Consider the following 21,217-nt stretch of genomic DNA (forward strand, 5'->3'; position numbering starts at 1 on the left):
GAAAAGGCGAAGGCCGGGTTTTCCAAATCAGGCAGAAAGGCGACTGAGGAACTGGGCGAAGACCATTGTTCCTTCGGGCCACGGGCCATGCCCGGAATCAGCATTGATATGCCCCGCCTCGCCGGCATCGACGAGGAAGGAACCCCAACTGCTGGCGATATCGTCAGCATGGTCGTAGCTGCCGAACGGATCGTTGCGGCTGGCGACGGTGATCGAAGGGAAGGGCAGCGGGTCACGCGGATAGGGGCCGAAGGTCATCAGGTGCTTGGGGCGAATGTCTGGATTGGTGACTTCAGGCGGAGCGACAAGGAAAGCGCCTGCCACCCGCTTTCGGAAATGCGGGATGGCATGGATTGCCGAGGGCACGCCGAGCGAATGGGCGACGAGCACGACCGGGCGGGTCGAGGCGTTCACCTCTTCGGCGATGCGGGCGATCCAGTCCTCGCGGACCGGCTTCGTCCATTCGGCCTGTTCGACGCGCCGCGCCGTGCTGAGCTTCGCCTGCCAGCGGCTCTGCCAATGGCTGGGGCCGGAATTGGTGTAGCCGGGGATGATGAGAATATCTGCGTCTGAGGCTTTCATAGTGCCGCCGATGTGAGAAGGCTTGACCAAGATGTCAAGAGGGGGCGGCAAGGGAGCGACACGGGCGCTGAAGTTTGTTATGTTGCTCCAGTGCCGGTTGCGGATTTCGTATCGGCTTATCCGCCGATGCATGTCCGCGGCCGACCAAGTCTCGGCTGAGGAGGAGAAAGCCATGGCGGCATTTCATGTCATGACGGGTGCCAGCGAAAATTTTGTTTGGCCCGTGGTCAACCGCATCGGCATCGCCGATGTTTTCGATGCGCTGAAGCGCGGGCTCGACGATTTCAGTGAAAAGCCTTCGCACTACGTGTTCCTGTGCCTGATGTATCCGATCGCCGGCATCTTCCTGACGCTGTGGACCTCCGGCGCCAACCTTCTGCCGATGGTCTTTCCGCTGATGTCCGGCTTCGTGCTGATCGGTCCGATCGCGGCGATCGGCCTATATGAGATCAGCCGCCGCCGGGAGGAAGGCCTCGACACCTCATGGACGCATGCGCTCGAGGTGCGCCGTTCGCCGGCGCTGCCGTCGATCATCGCGGTCGGGCTGATGCTCTTTGGCCTGTTCGTCGTGTGGCTTGTGACGGCGCAGACGCTGTACACCAATCTTCTTGGCGACGTGTTTCCGCGCACCATGGCGGATTTCAGCCGCCAGGTCTTCGGCACGGCCGAGGGCCTGCAACTGATCATCTGGGGCAATCTCATCGGTTTTGTCTTCGCGCTTGTTGTGCTGGCCATATCGGTCATCACCTTTCCGCTTCTGCTCGATCGTGACGTCGGAGCGGTTGCCGCCGTCGTGACCTCGATCCGCGCGACGATCGCCAATCCGGTGCCGGTACTGCTCTGGGGCCTGATCGTCGCCGCACTTCTCGTCATCGGCACGATCCCGGTCTTTGCCGGGCTCGCGCTCGTCATCCCGATCCTCGGCCATGCGACCTGGCATCTCTACCGCAAGCTGGTCGCTCGCGAAGCCGTATGATCACGGCTTCTCCCGGGACCTCAGCCCAGACCGGGGTCCCGGGGGAACATACGAACCTGCCACTGCGTTTTTAGCATGGACTTCGATTTCAGAGGTGACGATGAAGCATCTGTTCGCCCGCTTCGCAACCAAGATATCGGAATGGGCGGGTAAGCCCGTCATCTTCATCCTGGCCCTGAGCGTCGTCATCATCTGGGCCGTGCTCGGCCCCTTCTTCAACTATTCGGAAACCTGGCAGCTCATCATCAACACGGGCACGACGATCATCACCTTCCTGATGGTCTTCGTGCTGCAGAACGCCCAGACGCGCGACACCCGGGCGATCCAGGCCAAGCTCAACGAAATCATTCTGACAAGCCATGCGGAGAACCGCTTCATCGGCATCGAAAATCTCGACGAGGAAGAGCTGAAACATCTGGACGAACTGGTCGCCAAGGCGGCCAAGGGACGGGGGCAGACGGAGGCCTGCCAAACGACCGAGATCGCGCAAGCGATGCCGCCGCCGAAAAAAGCGCAGGCGCGCAAACGCTCTGCCAATGCCAAAGCATTGAAGCAGAAACAACGGCCACTTGAGAAAAGCTGACCATCATCCATTCTGCAATCACAAAAATAACAAGGCACAATTGAAAACGACGCCCTGAAGGACCGTCAGTTTGTTGGAAAAATCTCCTCAGTCATGCTCGGCCTTGCGCCGAGCATCTTACCTCTGCAATTTCCTAACGGGAATTTCAGCCACTTATTGGGTCAGCGCAGTTCCTCGGCACAAGGCCGAGGATGACGTCGCGAGTCTCGCAGTGGTTTGTCAACAGCCTGACGACGCCTGAAAGACGCCGTCATATCGTTGCAGCCCACTCAAGCGTTGCCGAAGACGCGGCGGAAGATCGTATCGACATGCTTGGTGTGATACCCAAGGTCGAACTTCTCCCGAATATCCTCTTCGGACAACGCAGCCCTGACCTCGGCATCAGCCAGCAGCTCTTCCAGGAAATCCTTGCCCTGTTCCCAGACCTTCATGGCGTTGCGCTGGACGAGGCGGTAAGCATCCTCGCGGGAAACACCGGCCTGGGTCAGTGCAAGGAGAACACGCTGGGAGTGGACGAGGCCGCGGAACTTGTTGAGGTTCTTCTCCATGTTCTCCGGGTAGACCAGCAGCTTTTCGACGACGCCGGCGAGGCGGGAGAGGGCGAAGTCGAGGGTGACCGTCGCGTCGGGACCGATCATGCGTTCGACCGAGGAATGGGAGATATCGCGCTCGTGCCAGAGGGCGACGTTTTCCATGGCCGGCACGGCGTAGGACCGGACCATGCGGGCGAGGCCGGTGAGGTTTTCGGTTAGCACCGGGTTACGCTTGTGCGGCATCGCCGAGGAGCCCTTCTGGCCGGGCGAGAAGTATTCCTCGGCCTCCAGCACCTCGGTGCGCTGCAGGTGGCGGATCTCGGTCGCCAGACGCTCGATCGAGGAGGCGACGACGCCGAGGGTGGCGAAATACATGGCGTGGCGGTCGCGCGGGATGACCTGGGTCGACACCGGCTCGGCCTTCAGGCCGAGCGCTTCGGCGACATGTTCCTCGACGCGCGGATCGATGTTGGCGAAGGTGCCGACGGCGCCCGAGATGGCGCAGGTCGCGACTTCCTCGCGGGCGGCGACGAGGCGCTGGCGGCAGCGCTCGAATTCGGCATAGGCAAGCGCTAGCTTGACGCCGAAGGTGGTCGGCTCGGCATGGATGCCGTGCGAGCGGCCGATAGTGACCGTGTCCTTGTGTTCGAAGGCCCGGGTTTTCAGCGCTGCGAGCAGCCGGTCGAGATCGGAGATAAGGATGTCGGTGGCACGCACCAGCTGGACGTTGAAGCAGGTGTCGAGCACGTCGGACGAGGTCATGCCCTGGTGGACGAAGCGCGCATCCGGGCCGACGATCTCGGCGAGGTGGGTGAGGAAGGCGATGACGTCATGCTTGGTGACGGCCTCGATCTCGTCGATGCGGGCGACGTCGAAGGTGGCCGCGCCGCCTTTTTCCCAGATGGTCCTTGCCGCCGATTTCGGGATGACGCCGAGTTCGGCTAGCGCGTCGCAGGCATGCGCCTCGATCTCGAACCAGATGCGGAACTTGGTTTCGGGAGACCAGATGGCGACCATTTCGGGCCGGGAGTAACGCGGGATCATGGGCGGCTGCCTTCACTTCGAGAGGTTTGAACGTCTAAGACGCAATTCCCGGCAAAACCGCTTCGCGCTTTGCCTGGCAAAACCGCTGGGCACTTTTGCTGAAATTGCTGCATCGAGCTAGCGCCCCTTTAGCAAAGACGGGCGGTAATCTCAACGCATGCGTTTGGCGAGATGATAGCTGCTGACGACAAGGCAGGCGAGGCCGAGCGGCAGGAAAAGGCGAAGGCCGATCACCAGGAACTGGTAGACGGCACTGATGCCGGTGAAGACGAACTGGAAGGCCCAGGCGATGCTGCCGAAGGGCGCGTGCCAGCGCGAATAGAAGATCCGGTATTCCATGGCGAACAGGAAGGCGGTCATCAGGATCGTGGCTGCCGTCAGCGTCACGAAAAAGGCGGCGAAGCGCGCTTCCGGTGGCCTGTTAAAGGCACAAAAGCGAGCGACCGGCAGGGCGAAGGGCCAGGAGAGCAGGCCGCCGAGAAAATAGAGTGCCGCCACCTCGGCGAGCCGGCTCGTCTCGAGGCCGTTGCGGAGGTAAAGGCCGAGCATGGCGGCGGCCAGCATCTGCACGCCCCAGAGCAATGCGCCGGCAAAGAGATCGGAGGAGGGCGGCTTTGCCGCCCTTAGACGATCCATCCTGGGGCGATCCATACTCAGGGATGGACCGGAACGGCGATCCAGCGTCCGTTCCTTTCAGCATCGAAGGCGAGGACCAGCGCAATGTGAATTTGATTTCCGCCTTCCGGCTGGTAGACCACCGCGCCGCCGATCCTGAATTCGACCGAGCATGTCCGCTCGGCTGGAACAATCGTTGCCTGCCGCGCTGCCTGACGGTTCGGGACACCTTCCTTCTCGATCATCTGCAGGCTGAAACCAAGGACCCGCTTGTCGACTGTCGCGCATTCCTTCGGCGTCGGCACCGGCATCTCGCCGAGTGAGAGCGTATAGGGCGTTTTCGGCGGCCCATCGATTGCGAGTGTGGTGTAGCGAAGCGTCTTCGAGGGCGAGCCGAGCTCGGTTGGCGGGTTGAAGGCGGCAATCAGACCCGGATTTGTCAGAAGGTCGTACTTATCCATCTGGCTGCGCGCCGCCGTCAGGTTCTGGCGGCGGGCCTTGGAAAGATTGGCGTTCTTATCCGTCAGTTCGGTACGAAAGGGGGTGCCTTCGAGATATTGGCCGCTGTCGGTATCGATGAAATAGGTTTCCGAATAGGGAGTCTTGCTGTTCTCCTTGATGCCGAATTCCTGAAATGCGAAAACCTTGCCGTCGGCGGAAAAACCGATCGGCTGGATGCTGGCAATGTCTCCGGCCAGTGACAAGCCAGGCAGGCCGGCGACTGCTGCTAGCATGCCGCCAAAGATCAGACGCTTCGTCATGTACGTGCCCCTTCGGCTGCCTGACGCAATTCGGCGACGGTCTTGCGATAGTTGTCGACCGTACCACCCTTGAAAATTGCCGAGCCGGCGACGAGGACGTTGCCGCCGGCGCGCGCGATATCAGGCGCCGTTTCCACGGTGACGCCGCCGTCAACCTCGAGTTCGATCGGCCGGTCACCGATCAGAGACCTTGCCGCGGCGATCTTGGCCGTCATCGCGGGAATGAATTTCTGTCCGCCGAAACCGGGATTGACCGACATGATGAGGATGAGGTCGACGTCGTCGAGCACGTTCTCGATGGCGCTCAGCGGCGTCGCCGGATTGATCGTCACGCCGACCTTCTTACCGAGATTGCGGATCGTCTGCAGCGAGCGGTGCAGATGTGGCCCGGATTCGGCATGGACGGTGATGCGGTCGCAGCCGGCCTTGGCGAAGGCTTCGAGATAGTCATCGACCGGAGAGATCATCAGATGGCAGTCGAAAGTGGCTGGTGTGTAGGAACGCAGCGACTTGATGACATCGGGACCGAAGGAGATGTTCGGCACGAAATGTCCATCCATCACGTCGAGGTGGATCCAGTCGGCGCCGGCGGCCGTGACGTCGCGCACCTCCTCGCCGAGCCTGGCGAAATCCGCCGCGAGGATCGAAGGGGCAATGCGAATGGGCAGCTTCATCAAGTCTTACTCCCGTAGGGGCGCCATCTGCGCACGGCGCCGGAATTCAGTGCTGGCGGCCGCTCATTGCGTCGGCGCAGCAGGTGGAAAAAAGCCATTGCCCCGCCATTCAAGCAGGCGGTAGGGGTTTTGCGAAAGTTCATGCGCGCCGGTGAAGGCGACGGCGCCGATCGGTGTCTGGAAAGTAGCGCCGACAAGGGTTTCCCGCGGCGGCTTGCCGGCGGCAGCGGCGGCTTCGGCCGCCCGACCGGCAATCAGCGCGGCCGCCAGGGATGGCAGGACATAACCTTCCGGCTCGGTGCCCTTGGCGCGCAGCGCGTCGGCCGCCGGCGCGCCTTCGGGCGAAAGCGCATATTCGGGTAGGGCGACCGCACGCACGCCGGGAGTGAGAGGCAGCGGCTGATCGGCGGCGCGCATGGCATCGCCGCCGAGGATCGACAGCGGAATGTTTTCCGCCTTGGCGTCGCGGGCGATGACGGCGACATCGTTGCGATCGCCGCCGACGAAGACCCTGGTGGCGCCGGCCCGTTTCAGTCGGCGCACGAGGGCGATCTGCTGCTCCTGTCCCGGCCGGTAGGTATCGGTGAAAACCGGCTTCAGGCCGTTCTGCTCGAGCGCATTGCGCACGGCTTCCGTCAGTTCGCGGCCATGAATGGTGCCGTCCTCGATCAGCGCGATCGGGTCGGCGGCCCAGTCCTTGAGGATCACCTCGATGATCTTTGCCGCCTCAGTGCCATCGGCAGGTGCCAAGCGGAAGAGCGGCCAGCCGTTTTTCAGCGCATCCTCCATCAGGATGCGCGAACGCGCCGAAACGGTGATCGCCGGAATATTGGCGTCCTTCAGCTTCGGCAGTGCGCCCTCCAGCGTCTCACTGCAGAGAAAACCGACGGCAATCTGCACCCTGGCACTGACGAGCGCATCGGCAACCGCCGCGCCGCTATTGTCCTCGCAGGTCTCGTTGACGGCGACGAGCGTATTGCCGGATTGCTGGATCTCGAAACCGGCGCCGGCGGCGATCTGCGCGCCTAGCAGGCCGAGCGGCCCGCCCTGCGGGGCGACGACGCCGATCGTCACGCCGGCCGCATGGCCTTGCGCCGCCGTTCCGAGCAGCGTCAGAAAGGCTGCTATGCCACGCAGGTTGATCATGAAAGGCGAAGATCCCTAGCCATCGTCCATGCCCTTTTATCCGCAAGGCCGCAATCGTCAAAGAAAAACAAGCGGAACCCAGCGCTTTTCACCGGTCCTATTGTAGAAAAGGTAACCGATGCTCGCCATATTGGCGCGATAAAGCGCATGGCGATCTTTCAGATTCGCTCCTCGAGCTTTACGTCTTTGTTTTTACGCATGTCGTTGTCGCAAAACCGCCGCACGCTTTTCGGCGATATGCTCTAGCAAGATGATCCAGGCAGATGAACGTGCATGGGAGAAGCAGGTGTTGAACAGACAGCATATCGATCCCGGCCTTTATCGCGATGCCATGAGCCGTTATGCCGGTCATGTGCAGCTCGTGACGACGGCGATGGAAGGTCTGCGCCGCGGCGTCACCATCACTGCCGCCTGCTCGGTCTCGGACAATCCGGCTTCGGTGCTGATCTGCCTCAACAACACCAATCCGAAAAACGAGATCTTTTTCCGCAGCGGCATCTTCGTGCTCAACACGCTCGGCGCCCACCATCAGGCCGTCGCCGACGCTTTCTCCGGGCGCACCGCGATTGCCAATGACGAGCGCTTCGCCAGCGCCCGTTTCGACACGCTCGTCACCGGCGCGCCCGTTCTTGCCGATGCGCTTGCCGCCTTCGATTGCCGGGTGACCGACATCAAGGAAATGCCGACGCACAATGTCATCTTTGGTGAGGTTGCCGCCGTCCGCTTCAGCGAGAAGCACCCGGCGCTCATCTATATGAACCGGGATTATCACACGCTGTAATCCGGCTGGCAGGTATGCGAGGAAACAGAGAATGGATAATGCCGGGATCGAGGAAATGTTTCAGGGGCTCGGCCCCGTCACGATCAAGCGCATGTTTGGCGGCAAGGGCATTTATCATCTCGGGCGCATCGTTGCCGTCGAAGTGCGCGACGAGATGCTGCTGAAAGCCGATGAGACGAGCGCTCCGGAATTTGCTGCCGCCGGCGCCACGCAATGGGCCTATGAAGGCAAGAAGGGCAAGCCGGTGAAAATGCCCTACTGGTCAATCCCCGAAGAAGCCTACGACGATCCCGATCTGATGGCGAAGTGGGTGCGGCTTGCCTATGAGGCGGCGCTTCGCGCCGAAGGTTGAGCGGGCTAGAGCTTTTCCGTGCTCCGGCAGAATGCTTCAATCTAACCCGGAAAGCTCAAGCCTGGCGGCAAGGCAGCGATCGCCGCCTTGGTGAAGGCTGACAGCGGCTCGGGCAAATCAGTCAAGGGAAACCAGCCGAAATCCGAAAGCTTGTCCGGCTCGGTCAATTGCGGCTCGCCATCGACGTCGCGCGCGAGATACAGGATGGAGATCCAGTGCTGGCGGTCGGCATCGATGATTTGTTCGGTCATGCCGATGCGCTCAATCCCGCCGATCGTGAGGCCGGTTTCTTCTTCGGCCTCGCGGCGCGCAGCTTCTTCAGCCGGCTCCATGTGATCGACCTTGCCGCCGACGATGTTCCAGTAGCCGGCTTCAGGCGGGCGTATGCGCCTATAGAGAAGGATCCTGCCCTGGCGCAGAATCACCAAACCTACCCCAAGGCCCGGGAAGTCGACGCCAGGCCTACCCATGGGATGCTCAGACCTTGGCGCTGCCGGCGATCAGCATGAAGGCGGGGATATCGTCGCCGAAACCGACCGGGGTCGGCCCGTCGTCGTGATCGCGATGACGGCGGCGATCGCGGCTGTCGTCATTTGCCGGATAGGGCCGATTGTTGCGCGCATTGTTTTGCGGCTTCTGCTCTGCTTTGCGCTCGTTCTTCACGACTTCGGCCTTTGCTGGTGCTGCTGCGATCACTTGGACGTCACTATCCTGTATGTCGTTATCAGATTTATGACTCGCAGCACTGTGCCTGCCGCGTCCGCGCCCGCGATCCTTGTCGCCACGTTCGCGTCCGTTGCGGCGCGGACGGTCGCTGTCCTTGCCTTCTTCCGCCGGTGGCAGCGAGTTCAGGTCGCCATTCAACCATTCGACATTTTCGCCGATCAGCTTCTCGATCGCGTCGACGAATTTCGTGTCGCGCTTGGTGACGAGAGTGAAGGCGGCACCGGAGCGGCCGGCGCGGCCGGTGCGGCCGATCCGGTGGACATAGTCCTCGGAGTGGATCGGCACGTCGAAATTGAAGACATGGCTGACATCGGGAATGTCGAGACCGCGGGCGGCAACGTCGGAGGCCACCAACAGCTGGAGGTTGCCGTCACGGAAATTCTGCAGCATCGTCGTGCGGGAACGCTGGTCCATGTCGCCATGCAACGCCCCGACGTTGAAGCCGTGGCGTTCGAGCGAACGGAAGAGATCGGCGACATCCTTCTTGCGGTTGCAGAAGATGATGGCGTTCTTGAGCTCAGTCTGTGCACGGACGAGTTCACGCAGAACCGCGCGTTTCTCGTAATCCTTGCTGTGCGAGGCGACGAAGCGCTGCGTCACGGTCTTTGCGGCCGAAGCGGGCTTTGCCACTTCGATGCGCTCCGGGTTCTGCAGGAACCGGTCGGCCAGCTTCTGGATCTCCGGCGGCATGGTCGCCGAGAAGAACAGCGTCTGGCGGGTGAAGGGGATGAGCTTGGCGATGCGCTCGATATCGGGAATGAAGCCCATGTCGAGCATGCGGTCGGCTTCGTCGATGACGAGGATTTCGACGCCGCTCATCAAGAGCTTGCCGCGCTCGAAATGGTCGAGCAGGCGGCCGGGCGTGCAGATCAGAACGTCGGCGCCGCGCTCGAGCTTGCGATCCTGGTCCTCGAAGGAAACGCCGCCGATCAGGAGGGCGACGTTGAGGCGGTGGTTCTTGCCGTATTTCTCGAAATTCTCGGCAACCTGGGCGGCGAGTTCGCGCGTCGGCTCGAGGATCAGCGTGCGGGGCATGCGGGCGCGGGCGCGGCCCTTTTCAAGAAGCGACAGCATCGGCAGGACAAAAGATGCCGTTTTGCCGGTGCCCGTCTGCGCGATGCCGCAAATGTCGCGACGCTCGAGCGCAAAGGGAATAGCCCCCGCCTGGATAGGTGTGGGGATCGTATAGCCCGCGTCTGTGACAGCGGATAGCACTTTTTGGCTCAAGCCAAGGTCAGCGAATGTCGTCAAAGGGAAAACAGTTTCCGTTCCGGTTCGGCCGAGCTCTGAACGAGTCGGCGGGATTGCATGCCGCAATGCAGCGCGACATAGCCCCGAATGGCCGGCAAGTCAAGAAATACAAAGGCCGCACCCCGTGCAGAGTGAAGCTTTGGTTACCAGGCGGGTATTACTTGATATAGGTGGCGAGTTTAAGGCCTGCATTCATGAAATATACTGGATCGACCGCATGGCCGTTCTGGCGCACTTCATAATGCAGATGCGTGCCAGTCGAGCGGCCGGTGCTGCCGGCAAGGCCGATGACGTCGTTGCGGTCGACAGTATCGCCGGCCGTGACCAGGACCTGGGACATGTGGCCGTAACGCGTCGAGATGCCGTTGCCGTGATCGATCTCGACCATATTTCCGTAACCGCCTGTCCAGCCGGCTGATATCACCTTGCCCGGCGCCGTCGGGCGGATCTTTTCGCCCGGCGAAAAGCGGAAGTCTATGCCGGAATGCAGCGCCAGGCGGCCGAGGAAAGGGTCCCGGCGGTTGCCGAAGGGGCTGGTCATTTCCTTGCCGACGGCGGGGTTGCGGAAGGGCAGGGATTCGGCGGTGCTGCGTACAGCTTCGAGCCGTGTCAGTGCGCCGTCGAGAGCGATCAGCGAATTGTTGAAATCGTCATTGCTCTCCGGCTCGACATAGGGGCCGCCGACGGCGCTGTCATCCAAGTCCTGCTTGGCTGCGGTCTCGGGCATGGCGATCTTGAACCGGGTCAGCACGCTCTCGATGGCGTTGGCAGCGTTGCCGGCGTCGCTCGTCAGCTGCTCGACGCGGTTGCGCTGGTCCTGTTCGACATCCTTCAGCGACAGCGTCACCTTGGAGAAGATGCGGTCGGCGCGGTCGCCGACCGTCTCGGTGGCCGGGACGTAGGCGAGGGTCGTATTGTCGGGAGTGGCGTCGGCTGGTGCGCCGCCTGCCAGCTGTTTCTCGATCGCCTCGATGCCGCTTTCGCCGAGCGAAGCGCGCTTGTCCTTGATGGCGGGGGCATAGGATTGCGCAGGCGAAGACGGCGCGCTGTCCTTGTCCGTGAGCCCGGAGCTTTCGGCACGGTCGAGCAGGTTGTCGAGCTTGCCGTGGCGAGAGGTGAGCGCCATCTGCTGCTCCATCAGCTTGTCGACCTTGTCTTCCACCACCTGCTGATCGAGAAGCTGGCGGGAGGTGATGCGATCGACCTGGGCGCGAAGGGCGGCGATGCGGTCCTCATAGTCGTGCTGCATGCGGGCCTGGCGCGCCATGGTGGCGCCGATCAGGTCGTCGCGCAGCACGAGATAGGAGGTCGCCAGGAGATAGCCGATGGAAAAGACGCCGACGAAGCAGAATGCGAGGGCGGCCATCCACGGCCGGACCGTCATGTGGCGGACCTTGTCACCGCTTGCCAGGATGAGAATATGCTCCTGCGCCCGCCTGCCGAATACCCGGTGCTGATGTCCGCCGTTCACGCAGGCTCTCCCGATTGATGCTCCACGCCTCTTTCGGAAAATTAGACACGTTTATGGTTAATGAACGCTTACTCTGCCGTTATGCGGGTCGAAATGGTGCATCAATTCCAGGTGCTACAGCGTCCTCACCGGAATGTTCTCACGCATGGCTGATCGATGCCAGGGAGCGGTAGAAGGATGGCGTCAGCCCGGCCTCGGCGCGGGCGAGATCGTTGAAAGGCGGCTTCAGCGGCCCGCGGAAATTGGCGCGCACCAGTTCCTGAAAGGCCTTCGCCGGATCGCGCTTCTCCCGCGCACAGAGGAAGCGAAACCATTTGGCGCCGACGGCGACGTGACCTTTCTCGTCGTTGTAGATGACATCAAGCACCGCAGCGCTTTCGAGATCGCCGGTCTCACGCATCTTCGCCTGCAGCGATGGCGTGACGTCGAGACCGCGGGCTTCGAGAATCAGTGGCACGACGGCGAGCCTTGCCGTCAGGTCGTTGCGTGTCGAATGGGCCGCCTGCCACAGCCCGTCATGGGCGGGAAGATCGCCGTAATCGGCGCCGAGATCGTTGAGGCGGGCGCGCACCATGCGGAAATGCTTCGCCTCCTCGAAGGCGACCTGCATCCAGCCGTCGAAGAAGGAATTCGGCACCGGCTCAGTCGCGAATCGCGCGACGATATCGAGCGCGAGATCGACGGCGTTGAGCTCGATATGGGCGATGGCATGGAGGAGGGCAATGCGGCCTTTCAGCGTGTGCAGCGAGCGTTTCTCCACGTGGGTCGGCGGTGTCAGCACCGGTCTCTCGGGCCGGCCAGGCCTCTCCGGCAGGGCTCCGTCGAGCGGTGATCGCAGCGACACCCGGCGGGCGAACCAGCGGGTGGCGCTTTCCTGCGCAAGGGCGGTCTTGCGGTCGAGGTCGGCCGAGCGGATGGCGTCGATAGCGCCGCCGCGCAGCGAGCTTATCGCGAGATCACCGGTCACGCGGCCAGATTCCTGACGGCCTCGAGGACGGTCTCGGCATGGCCCTGTACTTTCACCTTCTGCCAGATTGTCGCGATCGTGCCATCCTGGCGGATAAGGAAAGTCGTGCGTTCGACGCCCATGAAGTTGCGGCCGTACATGCTCTTTTCCTTCCAGACGCCATAGGCCTGCAGCGTCGTCTTGTCCTCATCCGAGGCGAGCGCGACCGAAAGACGATGCTTTTTGATGAACTTGTCATGGCAGGCTGCCGAATCGGGCGACATGCCGACAACGGCAGCACCTGCTGCTTCAAACTCCGGCGCCAGCGCTGTGAAAGCCAGCGATTCGGCCGTGCAGCCCGTCGTGTCGTCCTTGGGGTAGAAGAAGATAACGAGCGGCCTGCCGTGAAAATCCGAAAGCGACACACGGCCGCCGCCATCGCGGGGGAGATTGAAGTCGGGGGCCAGGGCACCGATGCCGGGAACCGCCATTGGGAAAACCTTTCTTTTGCCGGGTTTATGGATGACACTCTCCGTCCCCGAATTATATAGTGGACGGAAACCCGTCCAGCATGGCCGGGTTCAATTCTTCGATTTATGGGAGAGCCCGAAGGCGCATGTCAGCCATCCGCGGCGAAAAGGTCACGTTTCGCAAGAAGGATATCGTTGCGCTGGACCGCTTGCCGTCCGCTCAGGCCGAGGATCCGATCATCGTTCATTGCCCGCCGCCGCGTTCGCCGATGCGCCGGACGGCGAAGCTGACGTCAGTTTTTCTCGCACTGATTCTCCTCATCATTGCTGCCATCGTGTTCACCATCGAAAGCGGCATGTTCGACAAGCCGCTGTCTCAGCAGGCGCAGGCGGCGCTTGATGGCGTGGCGGGACCGCGTTACCGCGCCGAAGTCGGCTCCACCGTTATCCGTTTCACCTCCGACTTCCGGCTGGCGCTGGAAGCGCGCAACGTCAACATGATCGACCAGAAAAGCGGCCAGCACCTGTCGACGACGGGTTCGGTGCGCCTGGGCCTCGATCCGCTGCAGCTTTTCCGCGGCCGTATCGCCGTCGCGGATATCGAAGCGGAGGATATCGCGCTCGACACCGCGCTTCTGCCCTCCGGCAACCCGGTCAAGCTTGACGATCTGCGCATCGACGCCATGCCGGCGGCGATGGAGACGATCTTCGAGCAACTCGACATGTTCGACAGCATCGTGACGCGCGGCTCGACGAATTCCGTGCGCATCTCCGGCATTGACATCAAGCTTGCCGATACGGCGAATGGCCCGCTGTCGCTCGTCGTCGACAATCTGGTGTTCGCTCATGCCGGGCCATCCTCGCTGCAATTGAGAGGCGAAGTTGCGCTCAACGGCGAGGTGGCGGAACTCGACGTGCTGGCCGAGAAGGAAAACGGCCAGGTGTCGAAGGTGGTGGCGACGCTCGAGCATGCGGACCTGACGCCATTTGCGCTGAAACGCAACGATCAGGGTGCGATACGGCAGGGGCTCAGTGCCTTTGCCGATCTGACCGTGTCGGCGACCAGGGCGCGCGATGGCGTCGAGCCGGCGCTCGCGGCGACGATCGACGTCGATCCCGGTCTGATCTATGCGGACGGCGATCCGCAGGAACTGTCGGGCGGGCAAATCAACCTCACCTACGATTTCGCCAAGCAGACGCTGGAGATCGCTCGGTCGAACGCCCGGTTTGGCGCGACCATACTGCCCCTTAACGGCGCGCTGATCGATCTCGACAAACTCAATCCCAAAGCCGGCAAGGGCTTCGGTATCGATCTGCTCGTCAGCGGCGGCACCGCCGCCCCGAGCAGCTCCGGCGAACAGCCTGTTGCTTTCGACATCCAGGCGACCGGACGCTATCTGGTCGCCGGCCGGGAATTCCTGTTTCCCAACATGACCGTCTCCAGCCCGCTCGGCGCACTTTACGGGGCGTTGCACGTCAGGCTCGGCGACAAATCGCCGGAAATCAGCTTTGCCGGCCAATCCAGAGAGCTGCAGACGACGGCGATCAAGCAGCTGTGGCCGTTCTGGATGGCGCCCAAGGTGCGCGCATGGGTTCACGGCAATCTCTTTGGCGGCACCGTCACTGACGCCGCCATCTCCGTCTTCATCCCCTTCGGTCGGCTCGACGAGGCAGCCGGCGGCAAAGGATTGAAGCTCGATGCCAGTCAGATCCGCATCGGCTTCGATATTGCCGGTGCGCGGATGAACGTTGCCGGCGACATTCCGCCGGTCCGCGATACGGCGGCGCATTTCGACCTGACCGGTCCCGTTGCAACGATTTCGATCAAGAGCGGCGTGTCCTATTTCCCCTCCGGCCGGTCCGTCGACCTCGGGCAGGGAACGTTCGTCATACCGTCCGCCTACGACAAACCGCTCATGGCCGATATCGACCTGGCGGTATCGGGTGCGGCGGACGCCATAGGCGAGCTCCTGACCTACAAGCCGATTCGGGTGCTGCAGCGCGCCGGCTTTACGCCCGACGATTTCAAGGGGCACATCGACGCGAATGTGAAGGCGCATTTCGGACTGCTGTCGTCACAAAACCCGCCGCCGGCTGAGTGGAAGGCCGCCATGAAGCTCGCTGACGTCGATCTTGCCAAGCCGTTTTCCGGCCGCACGATCAGCAATGTCAGCGGCATGCTGAATGGCGATCCGAAGCAGATTACGCTCGACGCCAAGGGTGAGATCGACGGCATTCCCGCCGACATCGACCTGACCGAGCCGGTCGAGGCGTCGTCCGGCGTTGAGCGGCAGCGCGTGATCACGGCCACGCTCTCCGATGAGCAGCGCAGCAAGGTGATGCCCGGGCTTTCCGATATCGTCAGGGGCAACCTGAAGATGGTGATGACGCGGATCGACGACGACCGGCAAGACGTTCAGCTCGACCTCACCAAATCGATGCTCGACCTGCCGTGGATCGGCTGGTCGAAAGGCAGCGGCATTGCCGCCTCCGCGGAATTCGAGATGTCCGGCCCGCCCGAGAATACTGAGATCAAGAATTTCCGGCTGAAGGGCGACGGCTTCGGTGCCAGCGGATCGCTTGTTGTCGGTAAGGCCGGCCTTCTCTCCGCGGATTTCGACAGCGTTCGGCTCTCCTCGCTCGACGATTTCGCTCTGTCGGTCAAGCGCAGCAAGGGTAATTTCGACGTCTCCGTTTCGGGCGACAGCGCCGATGCGCGGCCGGTCATCGCGCGATTGAAATCGGGCTCGGAGGGCGGCGAGGACGGCGACAACGACAACACCGGCGTGTCGGTGCGCGCCAGACTGAAAAATGTCGTCGGCTTCAACGATGAGAAGGTCGGCAATTTCCAGGCGCAGGTGTCGCTGCGCGGCGACAAGCTGCAGACGCTGAATTTTTCCGGCATCACGGACAGCGGCGAGGCCGTTGTCAGCCAGATGAAGGACGGCGGTGTCATCAATATCACCAGCGGCGATGCCGGTGCGGTGTCACGTTTTGCCGATCTCTATCAGCACATGCAGGGCGGCCTGCTCAACCTGGCGATCCGGCTTTCGCCGCAGGGCGGATGGGACGGCTCGCTCGATGTGCGCCGCTTCTCGATCGTCAACGAACAGCGCCTGCGTTCCATCGTCTCAACACCTGTCGGCAACGAGCAGCGCAGCCTCAATGAGGCGGTCAAACGCGACATCGATACCTCGTCGCAACGCTTCCAGCGCGGCTTTGCCCGCATCGTCTCGCGCAACGGCATGGTCGGTATCGAGAACGGCGTGCTGCGCGGCGACCAGATCGGCGCGACCTTCCAGGGCGTGGTCCGCGACCGCCGAGGCAATATGGATATGACCGGCACCTTCATGCCGGCCTACGGCCTCAATCGCCTCTTTGCCGAACTGCCTCTGATCGGCGTCATCCTCGGAAATGGCAGCGACCGCGGTCTGATCGGCATCACCTTCAAGCTCACCGGCAAGTTCGACCAGCCGAACCTGCAGATCAATCCGCTGTCGATCATTGCGCCGGGAGTCTTCCGGCAGATTTTCGAATTCCAGTGAGGGAAAGCAAGATTAAATATCCTTCCGCCTGAGGAGATAGTCGAGGCCGCCGACCCGATACCAGCGGTAGCCATAGGCATCGAGCATGACCGTATGGCGCCCCTTGTCGTCGGCTTCGCTACTTGCCCCATCGGCAATATCGATCAGCGATCGCCCGAGTTCACCAACATTAGGATCGAAGGTCACTTCCATCGGGTGCGGATGCAGGTTGTGCAGGATCAGCACCGAATTGCCGCGCCAGTCATAACGCAGCGCCAGGACGCCGTCGTCACCTGTGTCGACCGCTGAGAAATCGCCCCAACCGATCTCGGGAGCCTCCTTGCGCATCCGGATCATCCGCTCGGTCCAGTTCAAGAGCGAATTGGGGTCGCGCCGCTGGACGGCGACGTTGATATGTTCGAAGCCGTAGGGGCCGTCTTTGATAACGGGCGAAACGGGCTTCGCGCTTTTGGTGAAACCGCCTTCCGGTTCCCTCGACCATTGCATCGGGGTGCGCGCGCAATTGCGCTCCGGCAGGCACAAATCATCGCCCATGCCGATTTCATCGCCGTAGCGGATGACCGGCGTTCCGGGCAGCGAGAACAGCAGGCTGTAGGCCAACTCGATCCTGCGACGGTCGCCGCCGAGCATGGGTGCCAGGCGCCGGCGAATGCCCCTGTCATAAAGCTGCATGCCCTTCTCGGGTCCAAACGCGGCGAATACCGCGTCGCGCTGCTTATCCGTCAGGCGACCGAGATCAAGTTCATCGTGGTTGCGAAGGAACAGCCCCCATTGCGCGGTCGCCGGGCGCGGCTTCGTGGCCTCCATCGCTTTCTTCAGAGGCCGCGTGTCGGCCGTGGCGAGAGCATAAAACAGCGTCTGATTGACTTGGAAATTGAACATCATCTGCATGCGGTCGCCATCGTCGCCGAAATATTCGAAATTGTCCTTCGGCAGGATATTGGCCTCCGCCAGCACGATGGAATCTCCCATGCGCCATTGCAGGAATTCGCGAAATTTCCTCAGCATTTCGAACTGCTCGACCGGCTTGGTGACCTCGGCGCCCTTGGTGGCGATGATGAAGGGGGCGGCGTCCATCCGGAAGCCCGAGACGCCGAGCTGGATCCAGAAGCCCATGATCTTGAGTATCTCGGCCTGCACTTCGGGATTGGACGTGTTGAGATCGGGCTGATGATCGTAAAAGCGGTGGAAATAATAGGCCTTGGCTCTTTCGTCATAGGTCCAGGTCGTCTTCTGGACGCCCGGGAAGACCATGCCCTGATCTGAGTTTGCAGGCTTTTTGTCTGACCAGACGTACCAATCGCGATAGCGTGAATGCGGATCGCTCCTGGCGTCTTCGAACCAGGGATGATCCTTGGAGGTGTGATTGATCACCAGATCGATCAACACCCGTATGCCCCGCTGTTTGGCACCATGGGTGAATTCGACGAAATCGCCGAGCGAGCCATACCGCGGGTCGACATTATAGTAATCCGAGACGTCGTAGCCATCGTCGCGACCGGGCGAAGTCTGGAACGGCATGAGCCAGATTGCCGTCACGCCGAGGCCGGAGAGATAGTCGAGACGGCGCATCAGGCCCTGAAAATCACCGACGCCATCGCCGTTCGCATCCATGAAGGTCTCGACGGACAGGCAGTAGATGACGGCGTTCTTATACCAGAGGTCGTTGATCATGCCGGCGCTCCAAATGCATCTGGTCGCAAATCCCGTCGGGCGGAAAATGTTCCGCAAGGCGATATTGTGCGCGGCCAGTTGGATAATTCCGACCTATAGCGACAGGCTGGTCATTGATGCTTTGCTTATTTTAGATAATTCTGATGTAATGTGGGTGCCAGCTGCAACAGCGATCGGTGCAATGTCGGAGGATGCCATGCAGTGCGCTCGGACGGTCTCTTTCCTATCGGCCACCATGATGGCCGTGACAGTTGGCGAGGCCTCGAATTCTGCAGAAAAAGGCGGACGGCTGAAGCCGGTGAAGAGCACCCCCTCTGAGCATGTGCTGCTGGTTCCCCTCGACGCAAAGATGACGCCGCCGATCTTCTCGATCAGCTGGTGGTCGCGCGTAAGGCCCACTTCGGACGTCAATCCGCCCGGATCGCTCTTTCGCGAGACGAAACAAAAGGACGCGGAATACGGCTGGCGAGCTGACTGATCACGTTCAAAAGGAAAGGCCGGCGCGGGGCGCCGGCTTCAAAGATCCGTTCGGTTTGAAGCAACCTAGGCCGCGCGGCGGATCAGGATGTGCTTCTTCTTGCCGAGGGAGAGCTTGATGACGCCGTCGGAGGTGATTTCGCCGCTGCCGATCAGGCGGCGTTCGTCGCTGACAGCCTCGTCATTGATGCGCACTGCGCCCCCCTGGACGTGGCGGCGGGCCTCGCCGTTGGAACCGGCAAGGCCGGCGCGGACCATCAGCGAGAGCAGGCCGATGCCGCCGTCGAGTTCGGTGGCCGGGATCTCGACCGAAGGCAAGTTTTCGGCGACGCGGCCTTCCTCGAAGGTGGTGCGGGCCGTTTCGGCGGACGCTTCGGCCGCCTCGCGACCGTGGACGATCGCGGTCGCTTCCGTGGCGAGAATCTTCTTCGCCTCGTTGATTTCGGCGCCGCCAAGGGCCTCGAGCCTGGCGATCTCGGTGAGCGGCAGGCGGGTGAAGATCTTCAGGAAGCGGCCGACATCGGCATCCTCGGTGTTGCGCCAATACTGCCAGAAATCATAGGGGCTGAAGACATCCTCGTTCAGCCAGACGGCGCCGGAGGCGGTTTTGCCCATTTTGGCGCCGGAGCTCGTGGTCAGAAGCGGCGTCGTCAGCGCGTAGAGCTGCGGCGTCCCCATGCGATGGCCGAGATCGACGCCGTTGATGATGTTGCCCCACTGATCCGAACCGCCCATCTGCAGGCGGCAGCCGTAGCGGCGGTTGAGCTCGACGAAGTCGTAGCCCTGCATGATCATGTAGTTGAACTCGAGGAAGGAGAGCGACTGCTCGCGGTCGAGGCGCAGCTTGACGCTGTCGAAGGAGAGCATGCGGTTGACCGAGAAATGCCGGCCGACATCGCGCAGGAATTCGACATAGTTGAGCTTCATCAGCCAGTCGGCATTATTGACCATGAGGGCATCGGTCGGGCCGTCTCCGAAGCGCAGAATGCGCGAGAATATCTTCTTGATGCCCTCGATGTTGGCGGAGATCGCCTCCGGCGTCAGAAGCTTGCGCTGCTCGTCACGGAAGGAGGGATCGCCGACCATCGAGGTGCCGCCGCCCATCAGCGCAATCGGCCGGTGGCCGGTCTCCTGCAGCCAGTGGAGCATGGTGGCGGAGATCAAATTACCGATATGCAGGCTCGTCGCCGTTGCGTCGTAGCCGACATAGGCCGTCACGACCTCCTTCGCGAACAGGTCGTCGAGGCCGCTTTCATCGGAAACCTGATGAATGAAGCCGCGCTCTTTCAGCGTGCGGAGGAAATCGGACTTGAACTCGGACATGGCTTTCGTCTCTTCGTGCCTGCGCTGCGCCCACCGGGCTTCACGCAACTTCGTTGTTGTTGATCTGTCGCGGCGCGTTTAGCACTGTTTTTACAAAAGTGCATCCGGGAATCGCATGGGAGACAAGCCTCATGGATGTGGTCAGAACCGCGATCGGACTGATGAGCGGCACGTCAATGGATGGAATCGACGTCGCGCTCATCAGGACAGACGGCCGCGGCTTCATCGAGCGCGGGCCCTTCCTCGGCGTGCCCTATGAGGCCGATTTTCGCGGGCGGCTCAAACGGGCGCTGGAACTGGCGCGGCCGCTGACCGACCGGCGCGAGCGGCCCGCGGAACTCCGCGAAATCGAACTCGAGCTGACCGGACGGCATGCTCTTGCCGTTACGGCATTTCTGGAGCGTTACGGGCTCTCAGCCGGTGCCGTCGATGTCCTCGGCTTTCACGGTCAGACGGTGCTGCATCGTCCTGACGACGGGCTGACGATCCAGATCGGCGACGGCCGGGAATTGGCGCGCCGGACGGGCCTATCAGTGGTCTACGACATGCGTGCCAACGACATGGTGCAAGGCGGGCAGGGTGCGCCGCTGGTGCCGGCCTATCACGCAGCACTGGCGGGAAAACTGCAGCAGGCGGGAGAGGCGGTGTGCTTCGTCAATATCGGCGGCATCTCCAACCTCACCTATATCGACGCTGACGGCCGGATTGCCGCCTTCGACAGCGGCCCGGGCAATACGCTGATCGACCAATGGATAGAGATGCGGACCGGCAGACCCTATGATCCCGGCGGGGAGATCGGCGGGCGCGGCAAGGTCGTCCCCGCCTTGGCCGAGCGGTATCTGGACAGCCCGTTCTTCCGCGGCAATATCCGTCGGTCGCTCGATCGCGGCGATTTCGCGCCGCTTCGGCCTGATGAGGCGAGCCTCGAAGACGGCGCCAGGACGCTTGCGCATGTCGCCGCAGCATCGATCGTCAAATCCGCCGGATTCCTGCCCGAGCGTCCCTCGGCCTATATCGTCTGCGGCGGCGGACGGCTGAACGGCACCTTGATGGCCGAGCTCTCGGCGATGGCCGAGGGATCGAGAGTGTTGAGCGCCGAGGCCGCGGGCTTCGACGGCGATGCGATGGAGGCCGAAGCCTGGGCTTATCTCGCCGTACGCTCGCTGGACGGGCTGCCGCTGACCTTTCCCGGCACGACGGGAGTTGCGGCTCCCGTCAGCGGCGGCGTGCTGGCAACGCCGTGACAGGCGAAAGAACCCCAGTGCGTCGTGACGATGGCGGTGGCAG

At 62.1% G+C, this 21,217-nt stretch carries 20 protein-coding genes; 7 read left to right on the plus strand and 13 right to left on the minus strand.

The features are described 5' to 3' along the window. Window positions 1–27 precede the first annotated feature (27 nt). Window positions 28–582: an alpha/beta hydrolase gene (locus J7U39_RS07465; RefSeq protein ID WP_210631165.1), complete on the minus strand. Its 555-nt coding sequence runs from the start codon at window positions 580–582 to the stop codon at window positions 28–30. 172 nt (window positions 583–754) lie between these two features. Here J7U39_RS07465 and J7U39_RS07470 point away from each other — a divergent pair, with 172 nt between their 5' ends. Then, window positions 755–1,558, plus strand: a complete 804-nt coding sequence (locus J7U39_RS07470) for a DUF2189 domain-containing protein (RefSeq protein WP_210631166.1) — start codon at window positions 755–757, stop codon at window positions 1,556–1,558. 100 nt (window positions 1,559–1,658) lie between these two features. Next, window positions 1,659–2,141, plus strand: a complete 483-nt coding sequence (locus J7U39_RS07475; protein ID WP_210631167.1) for a low affinity iron permease family protein — start codon at window positions 1,659–1,661, stop codon at window positions 2,139–2,141. A gap of 269 nt (window positions 2,142–2,410) precedes the next feature. Here the strand turns inward: J7U39_RS07475 and purB are convergent, their stop codons facing one another. The 5 genes from purB to J7U39_RS07500 form a co-directional block, all read right to left on the minus strand. Then, complete coding sequence (purB, locus tag J7U39_RS07480; RefSeq protein ID WP_210631168.1) at window positions 2,411–3,718, minus strand: adenylosuccinate lyase; 1,308 nt, start codon at window positions 3,716–3,718, stop codon at window positions 2,411–2,413. A gap of 150 nt (window positions 3,719–3,868) precedes the next feature. Further along, a complete protein-coding gene (locus tag J7U39_RS07485) occupies window positions 3,869–4,354 on the minus strand; it encodes a hypothetical protein (protein ID WP_210631169.1) in 486 nt (161 codons plus the stop codon). 17 nt (window positions 4,355–4,371) lie between these two features. Next, entirely contained in the window at window positions 4,372–5,094 is a 723-nt protein-coding gene (locus J7U39_RS07490; protein ID WP_210631170.1) for a DUF2259 domain-containing protein, read from the minus strand. Then, window positions 5,091–5,768, minus strand: coding sequence for a ribulose-phosphate 3-epimerase (rpe, locus tag J7U39_RS07495; protein ID WP_210631171.1), 678 nt, complete (start codon window positions 5,766–5,768; stop codon window positions 5,091–5,093). The genes J7U39_RS07490 and rpe overlap by 4 nt, the downstream gene beginning before the upstream one ends. 63 nt (window positions 5,769–5,831) lie before the next feature. Further along, window positions 5,832–6,914, minus strand: a complete 1,083-nt coding sequence (locus tag J7U39_RS07500; protein ID WP_210631172.1) for an ABC transporter substrate-binding protein — start codon at window positions 6,912–6,914, stop codon at window positions 5,832–5,834. 286 nt (window positions 6,915–7,200) lie between these two features. Here J7U39_RS07500 and J7U39_RS07505 point away from each other — a divergent pair, with 286 nt between their 5' ends. Next, the gene (locus tag J7U39_RS07505) at window positions 7,201–7,695 is read left to right on the plus strand and encodes a flavin reductase (RefSeq protein ID WP_210631173.1); all 495 of its coding nucleotides are present in this window, start codon (window positions 7,201–7,203) and stop codon (window positions 7,693–7,695) included. Window positions 7,696–7,726: 31 nt separating this feature from the next. Continuing rightward, the gene (locus J7U39_RS07510) at window positions 7,727–8,047 is read left to right on the plus strand and encodes a TfoX/Sxy family protein (RefSeq protein ID WP_038689192.1); all 321 of its coding nucleotides are present in this window, start codon (window positions 7,727–7,729) and stop codon (window positions 8,045–8,047) included. Window positions 8,048–8,088: 41 nt separating this feature from the next. Here the strand turns inward: J7U39_RS07510 and J7U39_RS07515 are convergent, their stop codons facing one another. The 5 genes from J7U39_RS07515 to J7U39_RS07535 all read right to left on the minus strand — a co-directional run bounded on the left by J7U39_RS07515 (window position 8,089) and on the right by J7U39_RS07535 (window position 12,932). After that, window positions 8,089–8,517 (minus strand): NUDIX domain-containing protein, encoded by a 429-nt coding sequence (locus J7U39_RS07515; protein ID WP_210631174.1) that lies wholly within the window; start codon window positions 8,515–8,517, stop codon window positions 8,089–8,091. 7 nt (window positions 8,518–8,524) lie between these two features. Then, window positions 8,525–10,024 carry a DEAD/DEAH box helicase gene (locus tag J7U39_RS07520; RefSeq protein ID WP_210631175.1) on the minus strand — a complete coding sequence of 500 codons (1,500 nt, stop codon included), beginning with the start codon at window positions 10,022–10,024 and terminating at the stop codon, window positions 8,525–8,527. A gap of 157 nt (window positions 10,025–10,181) precedes the next feature. Further along, window positions 10,182–11,495, minus strand: coding sequence for a M23 family metallopeptidase (locus J7U39_RS07525; RefSeq protein ID WP_210631176.1), 1,314 nt, complete (start codon window positions 11,493–11,495; stop codon window positions 10,182–10,184). 139 nt (window positions 11,496–11,634) lie between these two features. Beyond that, complete coding sequence (locus J7U39_RS07530) at window positions 11,635–12,462, minus strand: ferritin-like domain-containing protein (protein WP_210631177.1); 828 nt, start codon at window positions 12,460–12,462, stop codon at window positions 11,635–11,637. Then, window positions 12,459–12,932 carry a peroxiredoxin gene (locus tag J7U39_RS07535; RefSeq protein WP_210631178.1) on the minus strand — a complete coding sequence of 158 codons (474 nt, stop codon included), beginning with the start codon at window positions 12,930–12,932 and terminating at the stop codon, window positions 12,459–12,461. The genes J7U39_RS07530 and J7U39_RS07535 overlap by 4 nt, the downstream gene beginning before the upstream one ends. 125 nt (window positions 12,933–13,057) lie before the next feature. Here J7U39_RS07535 and J7U39_RS07540 point away from each other — a divergent pair, with 125 nt between their 5' ends. Continuing rightward, complete coding sequence (locus J7U39_RS07540) at window positions 13,058–16,456, plus strand: AsmA-like C-terminal domain-containing protein (protein ID WP_210631179.1); 3,399 nt, start codon at window positions 13,058–13,060, stop codon at window positions 16,454–16,456. 12 nt (window positions 16,457–16,468) lie between these two features. Here the strand turns inward: J7U39_RS07540 and J7U39_RS07545 are convergent, their stop codons facing one another. Further along, entirely contained in the window at window positions 16,469–18,130 is a 1,662-nt protein-coding gene (locus J7U39_RS07545; protein ID WP_210631180.1) for an alpha-amylase family protein, read from the minus strand. Between the two features lie 13 nt (window positions 18,131–18,143). Between J7U39_RS07545 and J7U39_RS32250 the strand changes: the two genes are divergently transcribed. Continuing rightward, window positions 18,144–18,608, plus strand: a complete 465-nt coding sequence (locus tag J7U39_RS32250) for a hypothetical protein (protein WP_311043531.1) — start codon at window positions 18,144–18,146, stop codon at window positions 18,606–18,608. Window positions 18,609–18,673: 65 nt separating this feature from the next. Here J7U39_RS32250 and tyrS read toward each other — a convergent pair whose 3' ends face one another. Continuing rightward, on the minus strand, window positions 18,674–19,930 hold the full coding sequence (tyrS, locus tag J7U39_RS07555) for a tyrosine--tRNA ligase (protein ID WP_210631181.1): 1,257 nt from the start codon (window positions 19,928–19,930) through the stop codon (window positions 18,674–18,676). A 131-nt stretch (window positions 19,931–20,061) separates the two neighbouring features. Between tyrS and J7U39_RS07560 the strand changes: the two genes are divergently transcribed. After that, window positions 20,062–21,174 (plus strand): anhydro-N-acetylmuramic acid kinase, encoded by a 1,113-nt coding sequence (locus J7U39_RS07560; RefSeq protein ID WP_210631182.1) that lies wholly within the window; start codon window positions 20,062–20,064, stop codon window positions 21,172–21,174. Window positions 21,175–21,217 lie beyond the last annotated feature (43 nt).

The organism is Rhizobium sp. NLR16a (assembly GCF_017948245.1).
GTDB lineage: Bacteria > Pseudomonadota > Alphaproteobacteria > Rhizobiales > Rhizobiaceae > Rhizobium.

What these genes read in the sequence shown, in the direction of transcription:
- J7U39_RS07465 (WP_210631165.1), bottom strand. Translation starts at nt 582, where the DNA reads ATGAAAGCCTCAGACGCAGATATTCTCATCATCCCCGGCTACACCAAT.
- J7U39_RS07470 (WP_210631166.1), top strand. Translation starts at nt 755, where the DNA reads ATGGCGGCATTTCATGTCATGACGGGTGCCAGCGAAAATTTTGTTTGG.
- J7U39_RS07475 (WP_210631167.1), top strand. Translation starts at nt 1,659, where the DNA reads ATGAAGCATCTGTTCGCCCGCTTCGCAACCAAGATATCGGAATGGGCG.
- purB (WP_210631168.1), bottom strand. Translation starts at nt 3,718, where the DNA reads ATGATCCCGCGTTACTCCCGGCCCGAAATGGTCGCCATCTGGTCTCCC.
- J7U39_RS07485 (WP_210631169.1), bottom strand. Translation starts at nt 4,354, where the DNA reads ATGGATCGTCTAAGGGCGGCAAAGCCGCCCTCCTCCGATCTCTTTGCC.
- J7U39_RS07490 (WP_210631170.1), bottom strand. Translation starts at nt 5,094, where the DNA reads ATGACGAAGCGTCTGATCTTTGGCGGCATGCTAGCAGCAGTCGCCGGC.
- rpe (WP_210631171.1), bottom strand. Translation starts at nt 5,768, where the DNA reads ATGAAGCTGCCCATTCGCATTGCCCCTTCGATCCTCGCGGCGGATTTC.
- J7U39_RS07500 (WP_210631172.1), bottom strand. Translation starts at nt 6,914, where the DNA reads ATGATCAACCTGCGTGGCATAGCAGCCTTTCTGACGCTGCTCGGAACG.
- J7U39_RS07510 (WP_038689192.1), top strand. Translation starts at nt 7,727, where the DNA reads ATGGATAATGCCGGGATCGAGGAAATGTTTCAGGGGCTCGGCCCCGTC.
- J7U39_RS07515 (WP_210631174.1), bottom strand. Translation starts at nt 8,517, where the DNA reads ATGGGTAGGCCTGGCGTCGACTTCCCGGGCCTTGGGGTAGGTTTGGTG.
- J7U39_RS07535 (WP_210631178.1), bottom strand. Translation starts at nt 12,932, where the DNA reads ATGGCGGTTCCCGGCATCGGTGCCCTGGCCCCCGACTTCAATCTCCCC.
- J7U39_RS07540 (WP_210631179.1), top strand. Translation starts at nt 13,058, where the DNA reads ATGTCAGCCATCCGCGGCGAAAAGGTCACGTTTCGCAAGAAGGATATC.
- J7U39_RS07545 (WP_210631180.1), bottom strand. Translation starts at nt 18,130, where the DNA reads ATGATCAACGACCTCTGGTATAAGAACGCCGTCATCTACTGCCTGTCC.
- J7U39_RS32250 (WP_311043531.1), top strand. Translation starts at nt 18,144, where the DNA reads ATGCATCTGGTCGCAAATCCCGTCGGGCGGAAAATGTTCCGCAAGGCG.
- tyrS (WP_210631181.1), bottom strand. Translation starts at nt 19,930, where the DNA reads ATGTCCGAGTTCAAGTCCGATTTCCTCCGCACGCTGAAAGAGCGCGGC.
- J7U39_RS07560 (WP_210631182.1), top strand. Translation starts at nt 20,062, where the DNA reads ATGGATGTGGTCAGAACCGCGATCGGACTGATGAGCGGCACGTCAATG.